Consider the following 17,909-nt stretch of genomic DNA (forward strand, 5'->3'; position numbering starts at 1 on the left):
CTAAAATCCGCTGCTATGCGGTTCGTCAAGGGACACGGCACCGAGAACGACTTCGTCATCATCCCGGATCCGGACGCGGCGCTCGATCTGACGGCCGCGGCCGTCGCGGCGCTGTGCGACCGGCGTGCGGGGATCGGCGGCGACGGCGTCCTGCGCGTGGTGCGCACCAAGCTGTGCCCGGAAGTGGCCGACCAGGCGGGCCGGGCCGAGTGGTTCATGGACTACCGCAACGCCGACGGCAGCCTGGCCGAGATGTGCGGCAACGGCGTGCGGGTCTTCGCCCGCTACCTCGTCGCGTCGGGGCTGGCCGCGCCCGGCGAGTTCGGCGTCGCCACCCGGGCCGGAGTCAGGCGGGTACGGCTGGCCGCCGAGGGCGACGTCACCGTGGACATGGGCCGGCCCCGCGTCCTCGGTGAGAGCCGTACGACCGTGAACGGCCGCGAGTACCGCGGCCTGAACGTGAACATGGGGAACCCGCACCTGGCCTGCCTCATCGACGACCCGGTGGCCGGGCTCGACCTCACCGCGCAGCCCGGCTTCGACCGCGACGTCTACCCCGACGGGGTCAACGTCGAACTGATCAACCGGGTGGACGACCGCACCGTCTCCATGCGCGTGCACGAGCGCGGGTCGGGGGAGACCCGGTCCTGCGGAACCGGTGCGGTCGCGACCGCCGTGGCCGCCGCCCACGCCGCCGGCGAGAGCACCGGAACCTGGGCCGTCCGCGTGCTCGGCGGCACCATGACCGTCACCCTCGACGAGGAGACCAGCTACCTCTCCGGCCCGGCCGTCCTGGTCGCCTCCGGAGAGTGGCCCGCCGTCCTGGACCTCTAACCGACGGATTTCCCCAACGCCCGGTTAACACAGGGGTCGCGGCGTTTGGGGCATGGTCGGTGAGCTGGCAGACTGACTCCCCATGGACGTGGACATCTGGGCCTGGGTCGGCGACACCCAGCGGGAACTGCACGAAGCCGGCAACGCCGGTCTGGCCGTGGCGCTGGGTGACGTCCCCGCGCAGGCCCTCGAAGGGCGGTACGGGCAGCTCGACGTCGTGGCCCCGGCCATCGCCCAGCAGGCGGAGGTGCTCGGCAAGCCGTGGCTGGAGCTCTTCGCCCGCTACTGGCACATGATCGGCCGAGTGGGCGACCGGGCGAACGGCGCGGTCGCGCTCGACGACGCGCGGCAGCTCTTCGAGTTCGCCCAGCGGGACGACGTCCGGGAGTGCCCGGCCGCGTCCGTCGCGGTCGAGGCGCTGGCGATGGCCCAGGCGAACACGGACGGTCCCGGATACGCCGACGAGCGGCTGGCCTCCGTCGGCGCCGCGCTCGACGGCATGGAGCCGGACTCGCTCGCCTTCCCGGGGCTCACCACCCAGTACGTCGCCGCCCTGCTCGACGCGGGCAAGGCCGGCGAGGCGGTCACCTACGCCGAGGCCGCGGTCGAACGGCTGCGGGCGGCCGGCCGCGAGGCGAGCTGGGAGCTCGGCGCGATCGCCGCGCAGGCGCTGCTCGCCGACGGGCGGGCCGAGGCCGCCCTGGCCGCGCTCGAGGCGGCCACCGGCTTCAAGCCGGACGACCCGGTCGCCAAGGCGCGCCGCGAGGCGCTGCTGCGCACCGCCGTCCTGATCGAGCTCGGCCGTATGGATGAGGCCGTCGAGGCGCTGCCCGACCTCGACGTCGTCGGCGAGCACCCGCGCGAGTGGGTGGAGTGGGCGCGGACGGTCGCCAAGCTGGCCGGCAGCGGCTCGATCGCCAACAGCTGGCAGCTCGGCCGGGTGCTGCGCCAGTGGCTCGCGTACTTCGAGACGATGGGCGGGCACCGGGCCCGGGTGGAGCTGGCGCTGGCCGCCGGCGACCTGGCCGTCGCCCGCCAGGGCCTGTGGCAGGCCCGGATGCTCGCCGACCTGGCCGAGGCGGCGCTGGCCGACCTCAGGACCACGGAGGGCCTCCCCGAGCGGATCGCCGCGCTGCGCGCCGCCGTCGACGCGGCCCCCCTCCTGCCCGCGCCCGGCCCGCAGGAGGAGCTGGTCGCCTACTTCGACGCCGCCGACGGCCGCACGGCCGACCCGGAGCGGTGGGTGGGCTGGCTCTGGCCGCTGTCCGGCCGGGACCTGGAGGCCACCCGCCGCCACACCACCACGCTCGGCTTCCTCGGCTTCCCCGGCACCGGGGCGGACATCTACTGGAAGATGATCGCCGTGGACGGCGACCCGGCCACCGCCACCGAGGAGGACCTCGCGTACCTCACCGGCCTGCTGATCGAGGCGAACCAGGACGAGCGGGTCGAGGAGCTCGCCGCCCGCCTTCCCGAGCGGCACTCCCACCTCGCCCTCGCCCGGCTGCACCGCGCCCGCGAGCGCTGGCCGGAGACCGCGGCCGAGGCGGAGCAGGCCGTCGCCGCCGGAGCGACCGTCGAGGGCCGCCGGCTCTGGTCGGGCGCCGTGCAGCAGCTCGGCGACAACGCCAAGGGCGCCGAGATCATGCTGCCGCTCCTCGACTCCGACGAGGCGGAGGAGGAGGACACCTGGCGGATCATCGTCCTGGCCACCGCAGCCGAGAACTGGCCCGCCGTCCGCACCGCCGCCGCCAAGCTGGGCATGCCGATCCAGTCCGCGGAGGGGCCGATCGAGGAGGAGTGGCACCTCGTCCGCGCCATCCTGCCCGCGCCCGACGGCAGCCAGCGGGAGGTGCTCGCCGTACGGACCGGTCCGGCGACGGCGCGCCTCGCGATCCCGCAGCCGCGCGGCGTCGACTACAACGCGGGCGACGTGATCGTGATCGACCCGCGTCCGCTCGAGCCGGTCCCGGAGGACCCGCAGGAGCGGGAGAGCTTCGTCATCCCGTTCGCGGGCGTGACGATGTTGCGCCCCGGCGGGTACACGAGCTGGTTCTTCGACGGCGCGGCGCCGTCGGAGGAGGAGTGGACCGAGTTCAACGAGCTGCTCGCCGAGCGCGGCTGGCCGATGTGGGTCTACAGCGACGAGAACTACCAGGTGACCCACCCGGCGACCGGGGAGCAGCTGCCCGGAGTGTTCGGCTGGATCGCGGTGCCGCCGGCGGTGACCCCGGCCGAGCTGGACGCGGTGCTCGACGACGCGACCGAGCAGTGGGTGCACCCGCTCGCCTGGCTCGACCTCGCCCGCGAGGTCGGGATCGAGGTCGAGCGGCACGAGCGCATCTCCAAGGAGTACGGCCTCTGAGCTCCGGCTCTCCGGTCGCGGGGAGCCGGCGAAAGCGTGAGGGGCGTCCGTCCCGGTCTCACCGACCGGGCGCGGGCGCCCCTTTGTCGTCGCGGCGAGTCAGGGCCTCTCCGGCGGCGCCGGGGAGGTGTGGCGGATGACGAGGGAGGCGTGCACGTCCTCGCCGGTCTCCGTGGCGTACATGTGCGGCACGTCGGACACCCAGCTCGCGTGGCCGCCGGCCGGGATGACGATCGGGCTGTCGAGCGGGCCCACCTTGGCGGTCCCGGTGAAGACGGTGAGGAACTCCACGGCGCCCAGGGGGTGCGCGGGGGAGACCTGCACCCGGCCCGGCCTGATCTGCAGCCGGTAGAGCTCGGTCGTGACGCGACCGTCCACGAAGGTCTCCAGGAGTGTCGCGGAGACCGCGTCCCCGTGGACGACCTCCGCCGGGACGGTTCCCCGCGCCGGGTCGGACGACGCGTCGGTGAGCAGGGCCGCGAGGGGCACGTCGAGCTGGGCGGTGATCGCGTAGAGGGTCTCGACGGTCGGGTTACGGGTGCCGGCCTCCAGCCCGGACAGCGTGGCCTTGCCGACCCCCGCCCGCAGGGCGAGCTCCGACAGCGAAAGTCCGCGTTCGGCGCGCAACCGCCGGACGCGGCGGCCCACCTCGGCGGCGAAGGCGGCGGAGTTCTCCCTCATGAGCCCAGTATCGGGCCCACCCGTTCCGTTCTCGGAACGCGGCGGCATAAACTTCTGTTCCGTATACGGAACGAACGGAGTTCTGTCATGGGGCGCGTGTTGCAGCCGATCCTCGCCGGGGTGGTCCTGGCCGTCGTGGGCTTCGCCAGTTCCTTCGCCGTCGTGCTAGCCGGGCTGCGGGCCGTCGGGGCCGACCAGGCGCAGGCGACGTCCGGGCTGCTGGCGCTCTGTCTCGCGATGGGGATCCTCGGGATCGTGCTCGGGCTGCGCTACCGGATGCCGATGAGCGTCGCCTGGTCCACGCCGGGCGCCGCGCTGCTGGCGTCGGTGGGGTCGGACGGCGCCGATCACCGAGCGGACTACCGCGCCGCGCTGGGCGCCTTCGCCGTCACCGGCCTGCTGTTCGTGCTGGCCGGGCTGTCCGACCGGTTCAGCCGCCTGCTGCACGCCATCCCCGCCCCGCTGGCCGGGGCCATGCTCGCCGGAGTGCTGCTGCCGCTGTGCCTGGCCCCCGTCCAGGCGGTCGTACGGTTCCCCGGGCCGGCGATACCGATCGTCGTCGCCTGGGCGGTGCTGTTCCGCTTCGCCAGGAGGTGGGCGGTGCCGGGCGCGCTGGTCGTCGCCGTCGCCGTCATCCTGCTCACCCAGCCCCGGGCGGAGCACGGCGGCGGCCTGTGGCCCGCGGTGACCGTCGAGGCGCCCGCGTTCTCGGTCGGCGCCGTGGTCGGCATCGCGATCCCGCTGTTCATCGTCACGATGGCGTCCCAGAACGTGGCCGGGATGAGCATGCTCGCGACGTTCGGCTACCACCCGAGGCTCCGGCCGATCCTGACCTCGACGGGGCTCGCCACGATCGCCGTGGCCCCCTTCGGCGGGCACGCCGTCAACCTCGCGGCGATCACGACGGCGCTGGCGGCGGGCCCGGACGCGCATCCCGACCGGGAGCGGCGCTGGATCGCCTCGGTCACCGGCGGGGTCGTCTACATCGTGCTCGGCCTGTCCATCGGCCTGACCGTCTCGCTGATCGCCGGATCGCCGCCGCTGCTCATCGAGACGGTGGCGGGGCTGGCGCTGCTGGCCACGCTCGGGTCGGCGGTCCAGGCCGCCGTCGCGGACGAGAGGGAGCGCGACGCGGCGGTGGTCACGTTCGTGGTCACCGCGTCGGGGATCGCTCCCTTCGGCATCGGGGCCGCGTTCTGGGGGCTCGCCGCCGGCCTGGCCTTCCGCGCCCTGCTGGGCGGGCGGCGGGGCGGTGCGAAGCCCGCGGAAGCGGAACCGTCCGACTCCCCGGCGGCGTCCGCGTCGCACTCCGCCCCCGCGTCGTCGTCCGCCGCCGGGCCTGTCAGCGGAACATCGTCGTCGGTTTCCTCGGCCGCCGCCGGGGCCGGGCCGTCCGCGGCCGGGACGTGACCGGTCGCCCTAATGTCCGGCCTTGACTGCAAAACCTGACATGTCCTGATAATTACTATTTCTTGACCCTTTGCTATACCTAGGTAGGAAATTTCTTTACCTAGGGGTGGAAATGCGGGTACGCGGGTCCAGGGCGATCCTCGGTTTCTCGGTGGTGGCGGCCGTACTGGCGGGATGTGGGCCGCTGGACGTGCCGGACATCGGAGTCGAACACCTCGCCAAGAGCGCCTCGCCGAAGGCCGGCGGGAGCGGGCGGGGGGCCAGTCCGCTGGAGAACCCCGACGGGACCCGGCCGGGACTCGCGCCCATCACGGGGGCGAAGGAGAAGGCGAAGGCCCGCGAGCTCATCGAGCAGGTCGCCACCAAGAAGCGCGGCACCAAGGACGGATACAGCCGGGACAAGTTCGGCTCCGCGTGGACCGACAGCGTGGACGACATTCCGTTCGGCCGCAACGGGTGCGACACCCGCAACGACCTCCTCCGCCGGGACGGTCAGAAGCTGAAATATCGCGAAGGGTCGACCTGCATCCTCATCTCCATGACGCTGGACGACCCCTACACCGGCAAGATGATCGAGTGGCGCAAGGAGAAGGCCTCCGAGGTCCAGATCGACCACGTCATGCCGCTCTCCTACGACTGGCAGATGGGCGCGTCCCGGTGGAGCGACACCAAGCGCAAGCAGATCGCCAACGACCCGCTCAACCTGCTGCCCGTGAACGGGTCGATGAACGCGTCGAAGAGCGACTCCGGCCCGGCCGACTGGCTCCCGCCCGTCACCGAGATCCGCTGCTCGTACGCCGTGCGGTTCGCGCAGGTCGCGCTGAAGTACGCGCTGCCGGTGACCCCCGAGGACAAGACGACCATGCTGGAGCAGTGCGCCTGACGAGGTGATCGCCTGATCGAGGGCGCGCTCCTATGGCCGTGGGGAGCGGGCCCTCGATCAGGCGCGCGGCGGAAAGCCGGAGATCAGCCGCAGCGCACGTACGGGTCGTCGACCTCGGGCGCCGTGTCCTCGACCGAGACCGTCAGCTGGGCCGTGGAGGCGACCAGGCTGCCGAGTGGCGCCTTGGCCTCCTTCTCGTCCACCACGATGCCGCGCTCGCCCAGCAGCTCGTACGTCTCGGGGTGGAAGACGATGTCCTCGCGGACGCCGGCCGACTCGCGCCCGACGCCGATGCCCTTGCGTCCGGCCGCGTCCTCGGCGTCCTCGGTGACGGTGACGCCGGGGATCGTCGCCGCCGCCTTGAACAGCGCGGCGCGCTGCGCGGCGGGCATGTACGTCTCCCTGAGCAGGTCGCCCACGGCCGTCCAGGCGGCGGCGTCCGCCGGCCGGTCACCGTGCTCCCTGGAGTACAGGTAGGCGCGCATGCCCTCGGCGTCCTCCGGCAGCTTCTTCAGGCTGGTGTACGCGGTGTCGGAGACGCGGCCACAGGTGGGCAACTTGTTCCACTCGGTGCCCGGCTTCTCCTCGTTCGCCTCCTTGGGAAGCGGCCAACCGGGGTAGGCGCGTGGCGCCAGACGCTCGATCTTGAGCGCGCCGTCCCTCGTGCCGTCCGCCGAGAGCCAGATCGCCCGCTTGGTCCGGTAGAGGTAGCGGTTCTCGCCCACTTGATCGCCGTTCTCGGCTTTCAGGCTTACCTGGAAGGCCCCGTACATCGTCTCGGACGTGACCTTGATGAACTGGTCGTCGCGCGGATGCAGGTCGGTCACCGCGTCGGCGGCCCGGCCGAGCACCTCCTCCGCCGACATCTTCGCGATCTTCGGCAGGGTGACCGGGGCCTGCCCGCCGACGCTCGCCGTGCTCACCGAGCCTGGCCCGGCGTCCCTCGTGCCGGGAACGAGCGTGCCGATCGCGACGACGCTCGCCGCCGCGACCGCGAGCGCCCCGGCGAGCGCGATGCCGTACGGCCGCCGCCGGCGTGGGGCCGGGCCGGTCAGGGCGCGCCGCGCGGCGAGCCTGGCCTCCCGCGAGTACGGCGCGGCCTCCGGACGGGCCTGCCGGACCATCTCGATTTCGTCGTTCATGCGGTTGGCTCCTCGGGAAGGTGAAGGTGGCGGCGGAGCTTCGCCCTGATCCGGTGCAACCGGGAGCGGACCGTGCCGACAGGGATCTTGAGGGCCTCGGCGGTCTCCTCATAGGTGAGGTCGGCCCAGGCGACGAGCAGGAGCAGGTCCCGCTCGGCCGCGGACAGCCGCGCCAGGGCGGCGGCGAGCGCGGGCCGCATGGCGGCGGCGCTCACGCGTTCGGCGCTGCGCTCCTCCTCGTGGAGGGCGGCCCCGGGCCCGTCCGCACCGCCCGCGGCTTTGGCCAGCGACTTGAGCCGGCGCGTCTCGGAGCGGCGATGCCCGGAGATCAGCTTGCCCGCGATGCCGTACAGCCAGGGCCGGGCGTCCGGCCGGGTCAGGTCGTACTTGTGCCGCTTGCGGAAGGCGACGAGGAAGGTCTCCGCGGTCACGTCGTCGGCCTGACCGAGTTCGGGGCCGAGACGGCGGGAGACGTAGGCGTGGATCTCGTCCGCGTACCGGTCGAACACGCCGGAGAACTCCTCCGGCCTCTCCAGGGAGGCGCGGATCAGCCCGGCGTCCGTCGGACCGTCCGGCTCAGCCGGGTCGCCGGCCGGCAGGTCCAGACGCGGAGCCGTCGAACTCACCACCCGCTCCGCCTGTCCGCCAAGGAGGGCGTGAGGGGTGGACTTCCGGTTTCTATCGGCATGGGGAGGATGGGTCCTTCCAGGGATGGGCGGGCGCGGACGCGCCCTTCACCCTGTCCTCCGCCGCTCGCGCGGATCGAGTTCCATGCCGTCCTGTCTCGGGTCAGCCGGTCTCGGTGATCAGGAACCCGTTGTGGTCCCTGGCGACGCCTCCGCCACGGGCGGCGATGGTCAGGGCGACCCGGCGGGCCGTCTCGGCGAGGCCCGGACCGTGCACGCCGTCGTCCACGCAGACGGAGTAGCCGACCTCGTCCTCGTCCTCCTCCACGACGATCTCGATCGGGCTCCCGCCGCAGCTCAGCACGGTGACCCCCCCGGCCATGGCGCGGGCGGTCAGGCCGGGCAGCTCTTCGGCGAGCGACGCGATCAGCTCGGCGATGGGGACGGGCCGCCCGCCGGTGACCTCGGCCAGGTCGGCCGGGGGTTCCGGCCCACGCGGGTGCACCGTGCCGTTCAGCCGCTCGGCCAGGCCGGCCGCCAGGGCCATGGGCCGGTCGTACTCGCCGCCCTCCTCGTCGTCGATGTTGCCCGCGACGTAGGCGGTCTGCCACCCGGCCGGGATCCCCGCCTTCGTCGCCAGCTCCGGAGTCACCGTGATCGGGCCCTGCAACCGGACATTGCCGCCCACCCGCAGGCCGTCGCCGTACGGCCGGGCGTCCGAAGCGTGCAGCTGTACGACCTCCAGCACGGCCGCCGGGTCGGGCACGTACGGCAGGAGCAGCGTCGGCCCCTTGCGCAGCCGCCGCGCCAGGAAGAAGTCGGAGAAGAATGCCATGTCGCCAAGTGTCGGGAGCGTGACTTGGGCCTCGCTTGCACGTTGCCTGCGGGGCGGCTCTCCCGCCGCTCGCCGGGCCGTGACCGTGAGCCTAGGACCGCGCCCCGCGGACCTCGATCGAGGCGAGCAGGTCGGCGCTGACCCGCGTGATCTCCTCGACGGCCCGCTCGAACGCGGCGGCGTTGTGCGCGGCCGGGGCACGGAACCCCGAGATCTTTCTGACGTACTGCAGCGCGGCGGCCCGGATGTCGTCGTCGGTCACGTCGTCCGTGAAGGGCGGGCGCAGGGTCTTGATGCTTCGGCACATGCGCCCATCCTCCTCGTTCTCGCGCCGCCCGGCACCCCGGGGAGCTCTCAGCCGCCGAAGACGGAGACGCCGAAGTCGTCCGCCACCGCGCGTAGGGAGGCGGCCAGCTCCTCGCGGTCGTGCGCGTCGATCCGCTCGGCCGGCCCGGACACCGACATCGCCGCCAGCACCCGGCCGCCGCTGTACACCGGAACCGCCAGGCAGTGGACGCCGCTCTCCTCCTCGCCCAGGTCCAGCGCGTACCCGCGCTCGCGGACCCGGCCGATCTCGGCGAGCAACTCGTCCGTCTCGACGATCGTCCGGTCGGTACGGCGCGGCAGGCCGGTACGCCCGAGGACGGCCCCGGCGTCCGGCCGGTCGGCCAGCAGCACCTTGCCCACCGCCGTGCTGTGCGGAAGCACCCGCCGCCCGACCTCGGCGAACATCCGCAGCCGGCGCGGCGACGGCACCTGCGCCACGTAGACCACGAAGTCGCCCTCCAGCACCGCCATGTTGGCGGTCTCGCCGGACAGCTCGACCATCTTCGCGAGGTACGGCTCGGCCCACGCGGCGACCATCCGCTCCGCCGCGCCGCCGATCCGCAGCAGCGCGCCGCCGAGGGCGTACCTGCGGTCGGTCTCCTGCCGGACGTAGCCGCGCGCGAGCAGCGTCTGCAGCAGCCGGTGGATCGTGCCGTACGGCAGGCCGGTCCGGGCGGCGATCTCCGACAGCCCGGCCGCGCCCCCCTGGCCGGCCAGGGCCTCCAGCACGTCGAGCGCCCGCTCGACGCTCTGCACGCTCACGGATGCACCGTCCTCATCCCGCTCATCGGCCTCCCAGCGCCCGGGCGCCGAGCCCGCGCAGGCTCGCATCGAGCACCTCGGCGGTGTGCGCCACCCTCATCTCGCCCTCTCCCGACCTGCGCATCGCGGCCGCGATCTGCATGGAACAGCCGGGGTTCGCGGAGACCAGCACGTCGGCGCGGGTGGCCAGGACGTGCCGGGCCTTGCGGTCGCCCAACTCTCGGGCGGGCCCCGGCTGGAAAAGGTTATATGTCCCCGCCGACCCGCAGCAGACGGCCGACTCCGCGATCTCCCGCAGTTCCAGGCCGGGGATCGCGCGCAGCAGCTCACGGGGCTGGGAGCGCACTCCTTGGGCGTGCGCCAGATGGCACGCGTCGTGGTACGCCACGGTGACCGGAAGGGGATGGCGGGGCGCCACCGGTCCCAGCTCGACCAGGTATTCGGCGAGGTCGCGCACCCGCAGCGCCGCGGCCCGCTCCGCCCAGCCTCCGGGCTCGTCCTTGAGCACCTCGGCGTACTCCTTCATGCTCGACCCGCAGCCGGCCACGTTCACGACAACGGCCTCAACGCCGGCCCGCTCGAACGTCTCGATCGTGGCCTTGGCGAACCGGCGGGCGTCCCGGCCCGAGTGCAGTGACAGCGCGCCGCAGCATCCCTGCCGCGGAGGGATCACCACGTCACAGCCCTCCAGCGCGAGCACGCGCGCCGTCGCCGCGTTGACCTGGGGGAAGAACTGGCTCTGCACGCATCCGACGAGCATGCCCACGGTCGCTCTGCGCCGTCCGACGGCGTGGACGCGCGGCGGCAGCCGTACCGGCCGGGCGGGCGGCGGGACGAGCTCGGCCATGGCGCCCAGGGAGGGATGCACCCGTTCTAGCAACGGCCGCAGCCGGGTGGCCAGCCGCATCGGCAGGCGCAGCGCGCGCAGCCGCCGCCGGTAGGGGAACAGCGCGAAGACCAGCTCCCTGATCGCGCGCTCCTCGGGGGCGCGGACGTGCTCCCGCTCCACCACGGCCCGGGTCTGCTCGATGAGCCGGTCGTACCGCACGCCGGACGGGCAGGCGGTCACGCAGGCCATGCAGCCGAGGCAGGCGTCGAAGTGGCCCGCCATCTCCGGGGTGACCGGGGTGCCCTCGACGTGTTGCGACATGAGGTGGATCCGGCCGCGCGGCGAGTCCATCTCCTCGCCCCACAGCACGTACGTCGGGCAGGTGGGCAGGCAGAACCCGCAGTGCACGCAGTCTTTGATCAGCTCGGGGTCCATGGTCAGATACCTCCCACGAACCGGCCGGGGGACATCCGGCGATCGGGGTCGAAACGGTCCTTGATCCGGCGCATGAGCGCGAGGCCGCCCACGTGCCCCCACAGGTCCACGCGCCGTGCGACGGGTTCGGGCGCGGAGAGCACGACGACCCGGCCCTCGTCCGCCAGCTCGGCGCGGAGCGCGGAGACGAAGGCCGCCGCGGCGGCCGGATCGGTCTCCGCGGGGAGCGCCACGCGGAGCACCGCCGACGCCAGGGAACCCCGTACGGCGGCGTCCGTCCTGGCGAGGGCGCCGGCGAAGAGGCCGGGCAGCCGCGACGGCACGGTCCTGATCTCCAACAGGACGCCCCCGCCACCGGAGGGCCCTCCGGGCTCGACAAAGCCTGGTTCCGGGAGCCGTCCCCACCATCGCGGCGGTTCGTCCGCGATTCGCGCTTCCCCGCCCAGCAGGTCCCGTACGGCCCGGGCGCGTTCGGCGGCGGCCGCGCCCTCGACGAGCACCGCGACGGCGCGGGGGCCGTCCGGGGCGGGCCGGTCCAGCTCGACTGCGCTCGGCTCGGCCTGGGACGCGGTGACGGCCGGGACGGCGGCGAGGATCTCGTCCAGTGTCGGGCCCGACCACACCACGCACGCGCGGGCCGCCGGCAGGGGGTGCAGCCGGAACGTCGCGTCCGCGATCACCCCGAGCGTGCCGTACGAGCCGGTGAACAGCTTGCCCAGGTCGTAGCCCGCGACGTTCTTGACGACCTTGCCGCCCGCCTTGGCGATCGTGCCGTCCGCGAGGACGACGGTGATCCCGATGAGCAGGTCGCGCGCGGTGCCGTACCGGAAGGCGCGCGGGCCCGCGAGGCCGGCGGCGAGCAGGCCGCCGACGGTGCCGCCCGCCAGGGGCGGGTCGAGGGCCAGCTCCTGCCCCTTCGCGGCGAGCGCCTCGGTCAGCGTCTCCACCGGCACTCCAGCCTGGACACGGACCACCAGGTCGCCCGCCTCGTGCTCCAGGATCTCGTTGAGGCAGCAGGTGTCGATGAGAACGTCGCACCGCTCGGGCGGGCGGCCCCAGTGCAGCGTGGTCCCGGCGCCGGCCACCACGACGGCGAGGTCGTGCGCGGCGCTCACCCGCATCACGGCCGCGATCTCCCGCGTGGTCTCCGGAAGGGCCACCCAGCGCGGCGCGACCCCGGCGACCGCGTCGTCCGGGCCCGCGGGCCGGATCGTCACGCCCGCCGCGGCGAGCGCGGCTCCGGGGCCGGTCGCAGCGTTCATCAGAACTGCTCCGCCCGGCCGGACTCGACGAGGGGATGGACCCCCTTGCGGACGCCCGGCACCTCGCCGCACAGCCGAGGGGTGGGGAAGACCTTCCCGGGGTTGGACAGACTGCGGGGATCGAAGGCGCAGCGGACGAGCTGCATCGTGTCCAGATCTTCCTCCGTGAACATTTTCGGCATATATCGGGATTTATCGACGCCGACGCCGTGCTCGCCGGTGATCGATCCGCCGTGCTCGATGCACAGGTCGAGGATCCGCCCGCTCACCGTGGCGGCGCGCTCGCCCTCACCCGGGGCCGCGTCGTCGAACAGGACCAGCGGGTGCAGGTTCCCGTCGCCCGCGTGGAAGACGTTGGCCACGCGGATGCCGTACTCCTCCTGGAGCCGGTCGATCCCGGCCAGCACCTCGGGGAGCGCCGTGCGCGGCACCACGCCGTCCTGCACGATGTACGCCGGGCTGATCCGGCCGACGGCCGCGAACGCCGACTTGCGTCCCTTCCAGATGGCGGCCCGCTCCTCGGCGGAGGCCGCGACCCTGATCTCGAACGCTCCGGTCTCCCGGCAGATCCGCTCCACCGCGGCGAACTGGTGCTCCACCTCGGCCCGGGGGCCGTCCAGCTCCACGATGAGAACCGCCCCCGCCCCCTCGGGGTACGCGCACCCGACCGCGGCCTCGGCCGCCTCGACGGCCAGCGCGTCCATCATCTCGATGGCCGCCGGGACGATGCCCGCCGCGATGATCGCCGACACCGCCTCACCGCCCCCCTCGATGCTCCCGAACGCCGCGAGCAGGGTGGTGACCGCCTCCGGCGTCCGCGAGAGCCGTACGGTGATCTTGGTGGCGATGCCGAGCGTGCCCTCGGAGCCGACGAAGGCGCCGAGCAGGTCATAGCCGGGGTCCAGCGCCGACAGCTCCACGATCTCGCCGTCGGGGGTGACGATCTCCAGACCGAGGATGTGGTTGACGGTGAAGCCGTATTTCAGGCAGTGCGCGCCGCCGGCGTTCTCCGCGACGTTGCCGCCGATCGAGCAGACCTGCTGGCTGGAGGGGTCGGGCGCGTAGTAGTAGCCCTGCTCGCGCACCGCTTCGGTGATCGCCAGGTTGGTCACCCCCGGCTCGACCACCGCCCGCCGGTTCGGCAGGTCGATCTCCAGGATGCGCCGCATCCGGGACGTGACGATCAGTACTCCGTCGGTCCGGGGGAGCGCGCCGCCGGACAGCCCGGTCCCCGAGCCGCGCGCCACGAACGGCACGCCGTACTCGCCGCACAGCCGGACCGCGGCGGCGACCTGCTCGGCGGTCTCCGGGAGGACGACGATCCCCGGCATCGCCCGGTGGTGGGTCAGCCCGTCGCATTCGTACGTCCGCAGGCGTACGGGATCGGTGATCACCGCGCCTGCCGGCAGCAGCTCCTCGAACCGGACGGCCAGCCGGTCCAGGACCGGATCGGACATCGGATCTCCTTCGGCGTCGAGACGCCCGCCCTTTCACCACGATGCGGGATGAAACGCCCAACGCTTCAGTCCATCACCGCGCGGCGGACATCGCCAGGGGGAGAGCCCGCCCGGCCGGGAGCGGCCGGGCGGGCCGGGCCGCGGAGCCCCTCGTCAGGGGAGCCGCGCGTACGCGGGCAGGGTGAGGAACTCGGCGAAGTCGTCGTCGAGCGCGACCTCCTTGAACAGGGCGGTCGCCTCGGCGTACAGCTTCTCGTCGTAGCCGGGCTCGGCCGCGATCTTGTCCAGCTCCTCGCCGATGATCCGCTCGACGAGCTCGCGCGTCACGACCGCGCCGGTGTCGGCGAGCTCGATGTCGTTGTGGATCCACTGCCAGATCTGCGAGCGGGAGATCTCGGCGGTCGCCGCGTCCTCCATCAGGTTGTGGATCGCGACCGCGCCGAGCCCGCCCATCCAGGCCGCGAGGTAGCGCAGGGCGACGTCCACGTTGTTGCGCAGGCCCGCCTCGGTGATCTCACCCGGCGTCTTGGAGACCGCGAGCAGGTCCTCGGCGGTGACCCGCACGTCCTCGCGCAGCCGGTCGAGCTGGTTGGGGCGGTCGCCGAGCACGCCGTCGAAGACCTCCTGGCAGATCGGCACCAGGTCGGGGTGGGCGACCCAGGAGCCGTCGAAGCCGTCGGCGGACTCGCGGGTCTTGTCGGCGCGCACCTTCTCCAGCGCCACCCTGTTGACCTCGGGGTCGCGGCGCGACGGGATGAACGCCGCCATGCCGCCGATCGCGTGCGCGCCCCGCTTGTGGCAGGAGCGGACCAGCAGCTCGGTGTACGCGCGCATGAACGGCGCGGTCATCGTGACCGCGTTGCGCTCGGGAAGCAGGAACTCCCGGCCCCGGGTGCGGAACTTCTTGATGACGCTGAACAGGTAGTCCCACCGGCCCGCGTTCAGGCCCGCCGAGTGCTCGCGCAGCTCGTAGAGGATCTCCTCCATCTCGAACGCCGCCGGATAGGTCTCGATCAGCACGGTGGCCCGGATCGTGCCGCGCGGGACCCCGCGCAGCTCCTGCGCCCGGACGAACACGTCGTTCCAGAGCCGCGCCTCCAGGTGCGACTCCATCTTCGGCAGGTAGAAGTACGGCCCGCGGCCCTTGGCGATCTGCCGCTCCGCGCAGTGGAAGAAGTAGAGGCCGAAGTCGACGAGCGACGCCGACATCTCCTCCCCGTCCACCAGGATGTGCTTCTCGGGCAGGTGCCAGCCACGCGGGCGGACCACGATCGTGGCCAGCTCCTCGTCCGGCCGCAGCGCGTACGTCTTGCCGCCGGTGGTGAAGTCGATCTCACGGTCGAGGGCGGCCCGCAGGTTGAGCTGCCCGCTGACGGTGTTCTCCCAGGTGGGGGCGTTGGCGTCCTCGAAGTCGGCGAGCCACACCTTGGCCCCCGAGTTCAGCGCGTTGATCGTCATCTTGCGGTCGACCGGGCCGGTGATCTCGACCCGGCGGTCCTCCAGGCCGGGGGCCGGGGGCGCGACCCGCCACTTCGACTCGCGGACGTCCGTGGTCTCGGCGAGGAAGCCGAGCGTCGCGCCGGCCGACAGCTCCGCCTGGCGGGCCTGCCGCGCGGCGAGCAGTTCGAGCCGGCGCGCGTTGAACTCCCGCTGGAGGGTGGCGACGAAGTCGAGGGCCTCGGTGGTGAGGATCTCGTCGAACCGGTCCAGGAGCGGACCTCTGATCTCAACGCCTTCCATCGCGCTTCCTTTCCTCGCGTCGTATTTCCATAATGCGGAAAATTAGTTCTGGATTATGGAATTGAACGGTACTCTGCGGGTGCGAGCAAGGTCAATGTCGGGGGTCGTCTCAGGGGAGGGCAGGGGGATTCCCCGATGGGCGATCTCCCCGGCCGCAAGCAAAATCAAGGGCATGAGAAGGAAGAACATCGCCGTGCTGGGTCTCGTGCTCGGCCTCGGCCTCACTGTTGCCGCCTGTGACCTGCGGGTCAACGTCGGTGGCGAGCGCGACACCCTGACGTACGACATCGCCGAGAAGGTCAGCGCGATGACCGTGCGGACCGGGGCCGGTGATGTGACGGTGAACGCGTCCGACAGGTCTGACATCAGGGTCACGGAGACACTGCACTGGTCGGGGGACAAGCCTCGCGACGGTCACCGGGTGAACGGCGACACGCTGGCCCTCGAATACGACTGCAACAGGTGCGGGATCGATTACCACATCGAGGTGCCGCGCGCGATGAACGTGAAGATCGACACCGGCGCGGGAGACATCACGCTCCGGGAGCTGGGCGGCCCGCTTGACCTGAACTCCGGCGCCGGCGACGTCGACGCCTCCGGACTCGCGAGCCGGAAGGTCGCGGTCGAGACCGGCACGGGAGAGGTGAAGCTGAAGTTCGTCGCGGCGCCCGACGACATCAGAGCGGAGGCCGGCACCGGCGAGGTCGCACTCTGGCTTCCGGCCGAACGCTACAACGTGAGCGCGGAGAGCGGCCTCGGCGAGCGGAAGATCGACGTCGACCGCGACTCGTCCGCGGCCCGGAAGGTGGTCGTCAAGACCGGCGTGGGCGCCATCAACGTGCTCAAGATCTGACCGTCCGGCCGTGCGGGTGAGACACGGCCGGACAGACACGGGGACCTCAGCCCAGCACGGAATGGTTGGCCCGGAACACCCCCATCGGGTCGCGGTCGCGCTTGACCTCCCGCAGCCTCGCCAGCACGTCACCCGGGAACGCGGCCGCCGCGCCCTCCTCGTGCCCCAGGAACGTGAACGGCTTGCGTCCGCTTGTGTGCGGGGTCAGCGCCCGGACGATCGACGCCTGCCGTTCCCTGATCCCCGCCGCCAGCTCGGGGGTCGCCGGCACGCCCAGCATTCCGAGCAGGTACGGCTCCTCGACGCGGCCGCAGGCCCCGGCGTTCTTCGTCGGCCGCGCCAGCGCTCCACCGAGATGCCGCAGCTGCACGTACGCCAACGGCGCGATCGTGCCCGGCCCCGCCGAGGCCAGCAGCGCCGTGGCCGCCGCGTCGTCGAGCGCCGTCAGCAACTCGCCGCGGAGCAGGGCCGGGGTGGGCTCCGTCGGCTCGGCGCAGACGTCGCCGAGATCCGCCACATTCAGCGGGCCCCTCGTGTCGAGGATCACGCCCGGGATGGCGTCGAACTCGCGCAGCAGCGCCCGCCCCTTCTCCGGCTCGCCGAGGAAGACGGCCTCGACGGTCACGGCCGACAGGCCACGCAGCGGCTCGGGCACGCCCGGGAACGGCGGGAACTGCAGCAGGTGGAACCACACGCTCAGCTCGTCCGGGGCCGCCGCGGTGACGGAGCGGTACGCCGCCAGCACCTCCTGGGCGCGTTCCGCCGGCCACACGAGGCGCCCGCCGTACAGGGAGGGCGCGGGGTACAGGTCGATCTCCATCGCGGTCACCAGCGCGAAGTCGCCGCCACCGCCCCGCAGCGCCCAGAACAGGTCGGGGTCGGAGTCCGCGGTGACCCGGCCTCGCTCGCCCTCGGCGTCCACCACCTCGAAGGCGCGTACGGCGTCGGCCCCGAAGCCGTGCGCCCGGCTGAACCAGCTCAGCCCGCCACCCAGGGTGAAGCCGGTCGCGCTCACCACGGGGGAACTGCCCGCGAGTCCCGTGAGCCCGTGCCCGCCGGCGGCCTGGAGGACGTCGCCCCAGCTCGCGCCCGCCTCGACGCGGGCCGTCCGCGCCCCGGCGTCCACCTGGACGCCGCGCATCCGGCCGGTCCTGAGCAGAATCGCCCCATCGAACGCGGCCGGCGCGTGGCCGTACGCCTGAGCGGCCACGCCGACGCCGGCGAGCCGCGCGGCCGCCGTGACCGCGGCGGCGTCGGCGGCGTCCTCCGCCTCCACGACGGCGAGCACGTTCTGCTCGACGGCGGGGTCCCACGGAGCACGCGCGGCGTCGAAGCCCTCGTCGCCCCTGACCAGAACCCGTCCGCGCACCGTACGGCGGAGGTCCTGGCCCAGGGTCGCCGCCACGCTGTCCACGGTCATGTACCGGTTCCTGTCGCTCATCTCGTCTGTGTCCCTCTCTCACTTGTC

The 17,909-nt window shown here is 72.9% G+C and carries 16 protein-coding genes; 5 read left to right on the plus strand and 11 right to left on the minus strand.

All coding sequences use genetic code 11. From position 1 onward, the window contains the following. Positions 1-15 precede the first annotated feature (15 nt). The gene (gene dapF, locus AWQ68_RS31530; protein WP_066947444.1) at positions 16-834 is read left to right on the plus strand and encodes a diaminopimelate epimerase; all 819 of its coding nucleotides are present in this window, start codon (positions 16-18) and stop codon (positions 832-834) included. Positions 835-916: 82 nt separating this feature from the next. Next, positions 917-3,199 carry a hypothetical protein gene (locus tag AWQ68_RS31535; protein WP_066947447.1) on the plus strand — a complete coding sequence of 761 codons (2,283 nt, stop codon included), beginning with the start codon at positions 917-919 and terminating at the stop codon, positions 3,197-3,199. 99 nt (positions 3,200-3,298) lie between these two features. Here AWQ68_RS31535 and AWQ68_RS31540 read toward each other — a convergent pair whose 3' ends face one another. Further along, the gene (locus AWQ68_RS31540) at positions 3,299-3,880 is read right to left on the minus strand and encodes a helix-turn-helix domain-containing protein (RefSeq protein ID WP_066947450.1); all 582 of its coding nucleotides are present in this window, start codon (positions 3,878-3,880) and stop codon (positions 3,299-3,301) included. A gap of 63 nt (positions 3,881-3,943) precedes the next feature. On the opposite strand from AWQ68_RS31540, the gene AWQ68_RS31545 reads away from it, so the two are divergent. Further along, complete coding sequence (locus tag AWQ68_RS31545) at positions 3,944-5,290, plus strand: benzoate/H(+) symporter BenE family transporter (RefSeq protein WP_281217798.1); 1,347 nt, start codon at positions 3,944-3,946, stop codon at positions 5,288-5,290. Positions 5,291-5,402: 112 nt separating this feature from the next. Continuing rightward, positions 5,403-6,173 (plus strand): HNH endonuclease family protein, encoded by a 771-nt coding sequence (locus tag AWQ68_RS31550; protein ID WP_066947456.1) that lies wholly within the window; start codon positions 5,403-5,405, stop codon positions 6,171-6,173. A gap of 83 nt (positions 6,174-6,256) precedes the next feature. Here AWQ68_RS31550 and AWQ68_RS31555 read toward each other — a convergent pair whose 3' ends face one another. From AWQ68_RS31555 to aceB, 9 genes are all read right to left on the minus strand, one after another. Then, a complete protein-coding gene (locus tag AWQ68_RS31555) occupies positions 6,257-7,315 on the minus strand; it encodes a CU044_5270 family protein (protein WP_066947459.1) in 1,059 nt (352 codons plus the stop codon). Then, positions 7,312-7,941 carry an RNA polymerase sigma factor gene (locus AWQ68_RS31560; protein ID WP_245656270.1) on the minus strand — a complete coding sequence of 210 codons (630 nt, stop codon included), beginning with the start codon at positions 7,939-7,941 and terminating at the stop codon, positions 7,312-7,314. Before AWQ68_RS31560 ends, AWQ68_RS31555 begins: the two co-directional genes overlap by 4 nt. Positions 7,942-8,104: 163 nt before the next feature. Continuing rightward, positions 8,105-8,776, minus strand: a complete 672-nt coding sequence (locus tag AWQ68_RS31565; protein ID WP_066947462.1) for a hypothetical protein — start codon at positions 8,774-8,776, stop codon at positions 8,105-8,107. A gap of 91 nt (positions 8,777-8,867) precedes the next feature. After that, on the minus strand, positions 8,868-9,083 hold the full coding sequence (locus tag AWQ68_RS31570) for a DUF2277 domain-containing protein (RefSeq protein WP_066947465.1): 216 nt from the start codon (positions 9,081-9,083) through the stop codon (positions 8,868-8,870). Between the two features lie 47 nt (positions 9,084-9,130). Continuing rightward, positions 9,131-9,865, minus strand: a complete 735-nt coding sequence (locus tag AWQ68_RS31575; RefSeq protein ID WP_245656272.1) for an IclR family transcriptional regulator — start codon at positions 9,863-9,865, stop codon at positions 9,131-9,133. A 22-nt stretch (positions 9,866-9,887) separates the two neighbouring features. Further along, positions 9,888-11,129, minus strand: coding sequence for a (Fe-S)-binding protein (locus tag AWQ68_RS31580; protein WP_066947471.1), 1,242 nt, complete (start codon positions 11,127-11,129; stop codon positions 9,888-9,890). Between the two features lie 2 nt (positions 11,130-11,131). Beyond that, entirely contained in the window at positions 11,132-12,391 is a 1,260-nt protein-coding gene (locus tag AWQ68_RS31585; RefSeq protein WP_066947474.1) for an FAD-binding oxidoreductase, read from the minus strand. Then, positions 12,391-13,848: an FAD-linked oxidase C-terminal domain-containing protein gene (locus AWQ68_RS31590; protein ID WP_066947477.1), complete on the minus strand. Its 1,458-nt coding sequence runs from the start codon at positions 13,846-13,848 to the stop codon at positions 12,391-12,393. The genes AWQ68_RS31585 and AWQ68_RS31590 overlap by 1 nt, the downstream gene beginning before the upstream one ends. A 153-nt stretch (positions 13,849-14,001) precedes the next feature. Then, the gene (aceB, locus tag AWQ68_RS31595) at positions 14,002-15,588 is read right to left on the minus strand and encodes a malate synthase A (RefSeq protein ID WP_066947479.1); all 1,587 of its coding nucleotides are present in this window, start codon (positions 15,586-15,588) and stop codon (positions 14,002-14,004) included. Between the two features lie 172 nt (positions 15,589-15,760). Here aceB and AWQ68_RS31600 point away from each other — a divergent pair, with 172 nt between their 5' ends. Continuing rightward, positions 15,761-16,441 (plus strand): DUF4097 family beta strand repeat-containing protein, encoded by a 681-nt coding sequence (locus AWQ68_RS31600; protein ID WP_066947482.1) that lies wholly within the window; start codon positions 15,761-15,763, stop codon positions 16,439-16,441. A 46-nt stretch (positions 16,442-16,487) separates the two neighbouring features. Here the strand turns inward: AWQ68_RS31600 and AWQ68_RS31605 are convergent, their stop codons facing one another. Further along, a complete protein-coding gene (locus AWQ68_RS31605; RefSeq protein WP_245656274.1) occupies positions 16,488-17,882 on the minus strand; it encodes an FAD-binding oxidoreductase in 1,395 nt (464 codons plus the stop codon). Positions 17,883-17,909: the final 27 nt, after the last annotated feature.

This window comes from Microtetraspora fusca (genome assembly GCF_001570365.1).
Classification (GTDB): Bacteria; Actinomycetota; Actinomycetes; order Streptosporangiales; family Streptosporangiaceae; genus Microtetraspora; species Microtetraspora fusca.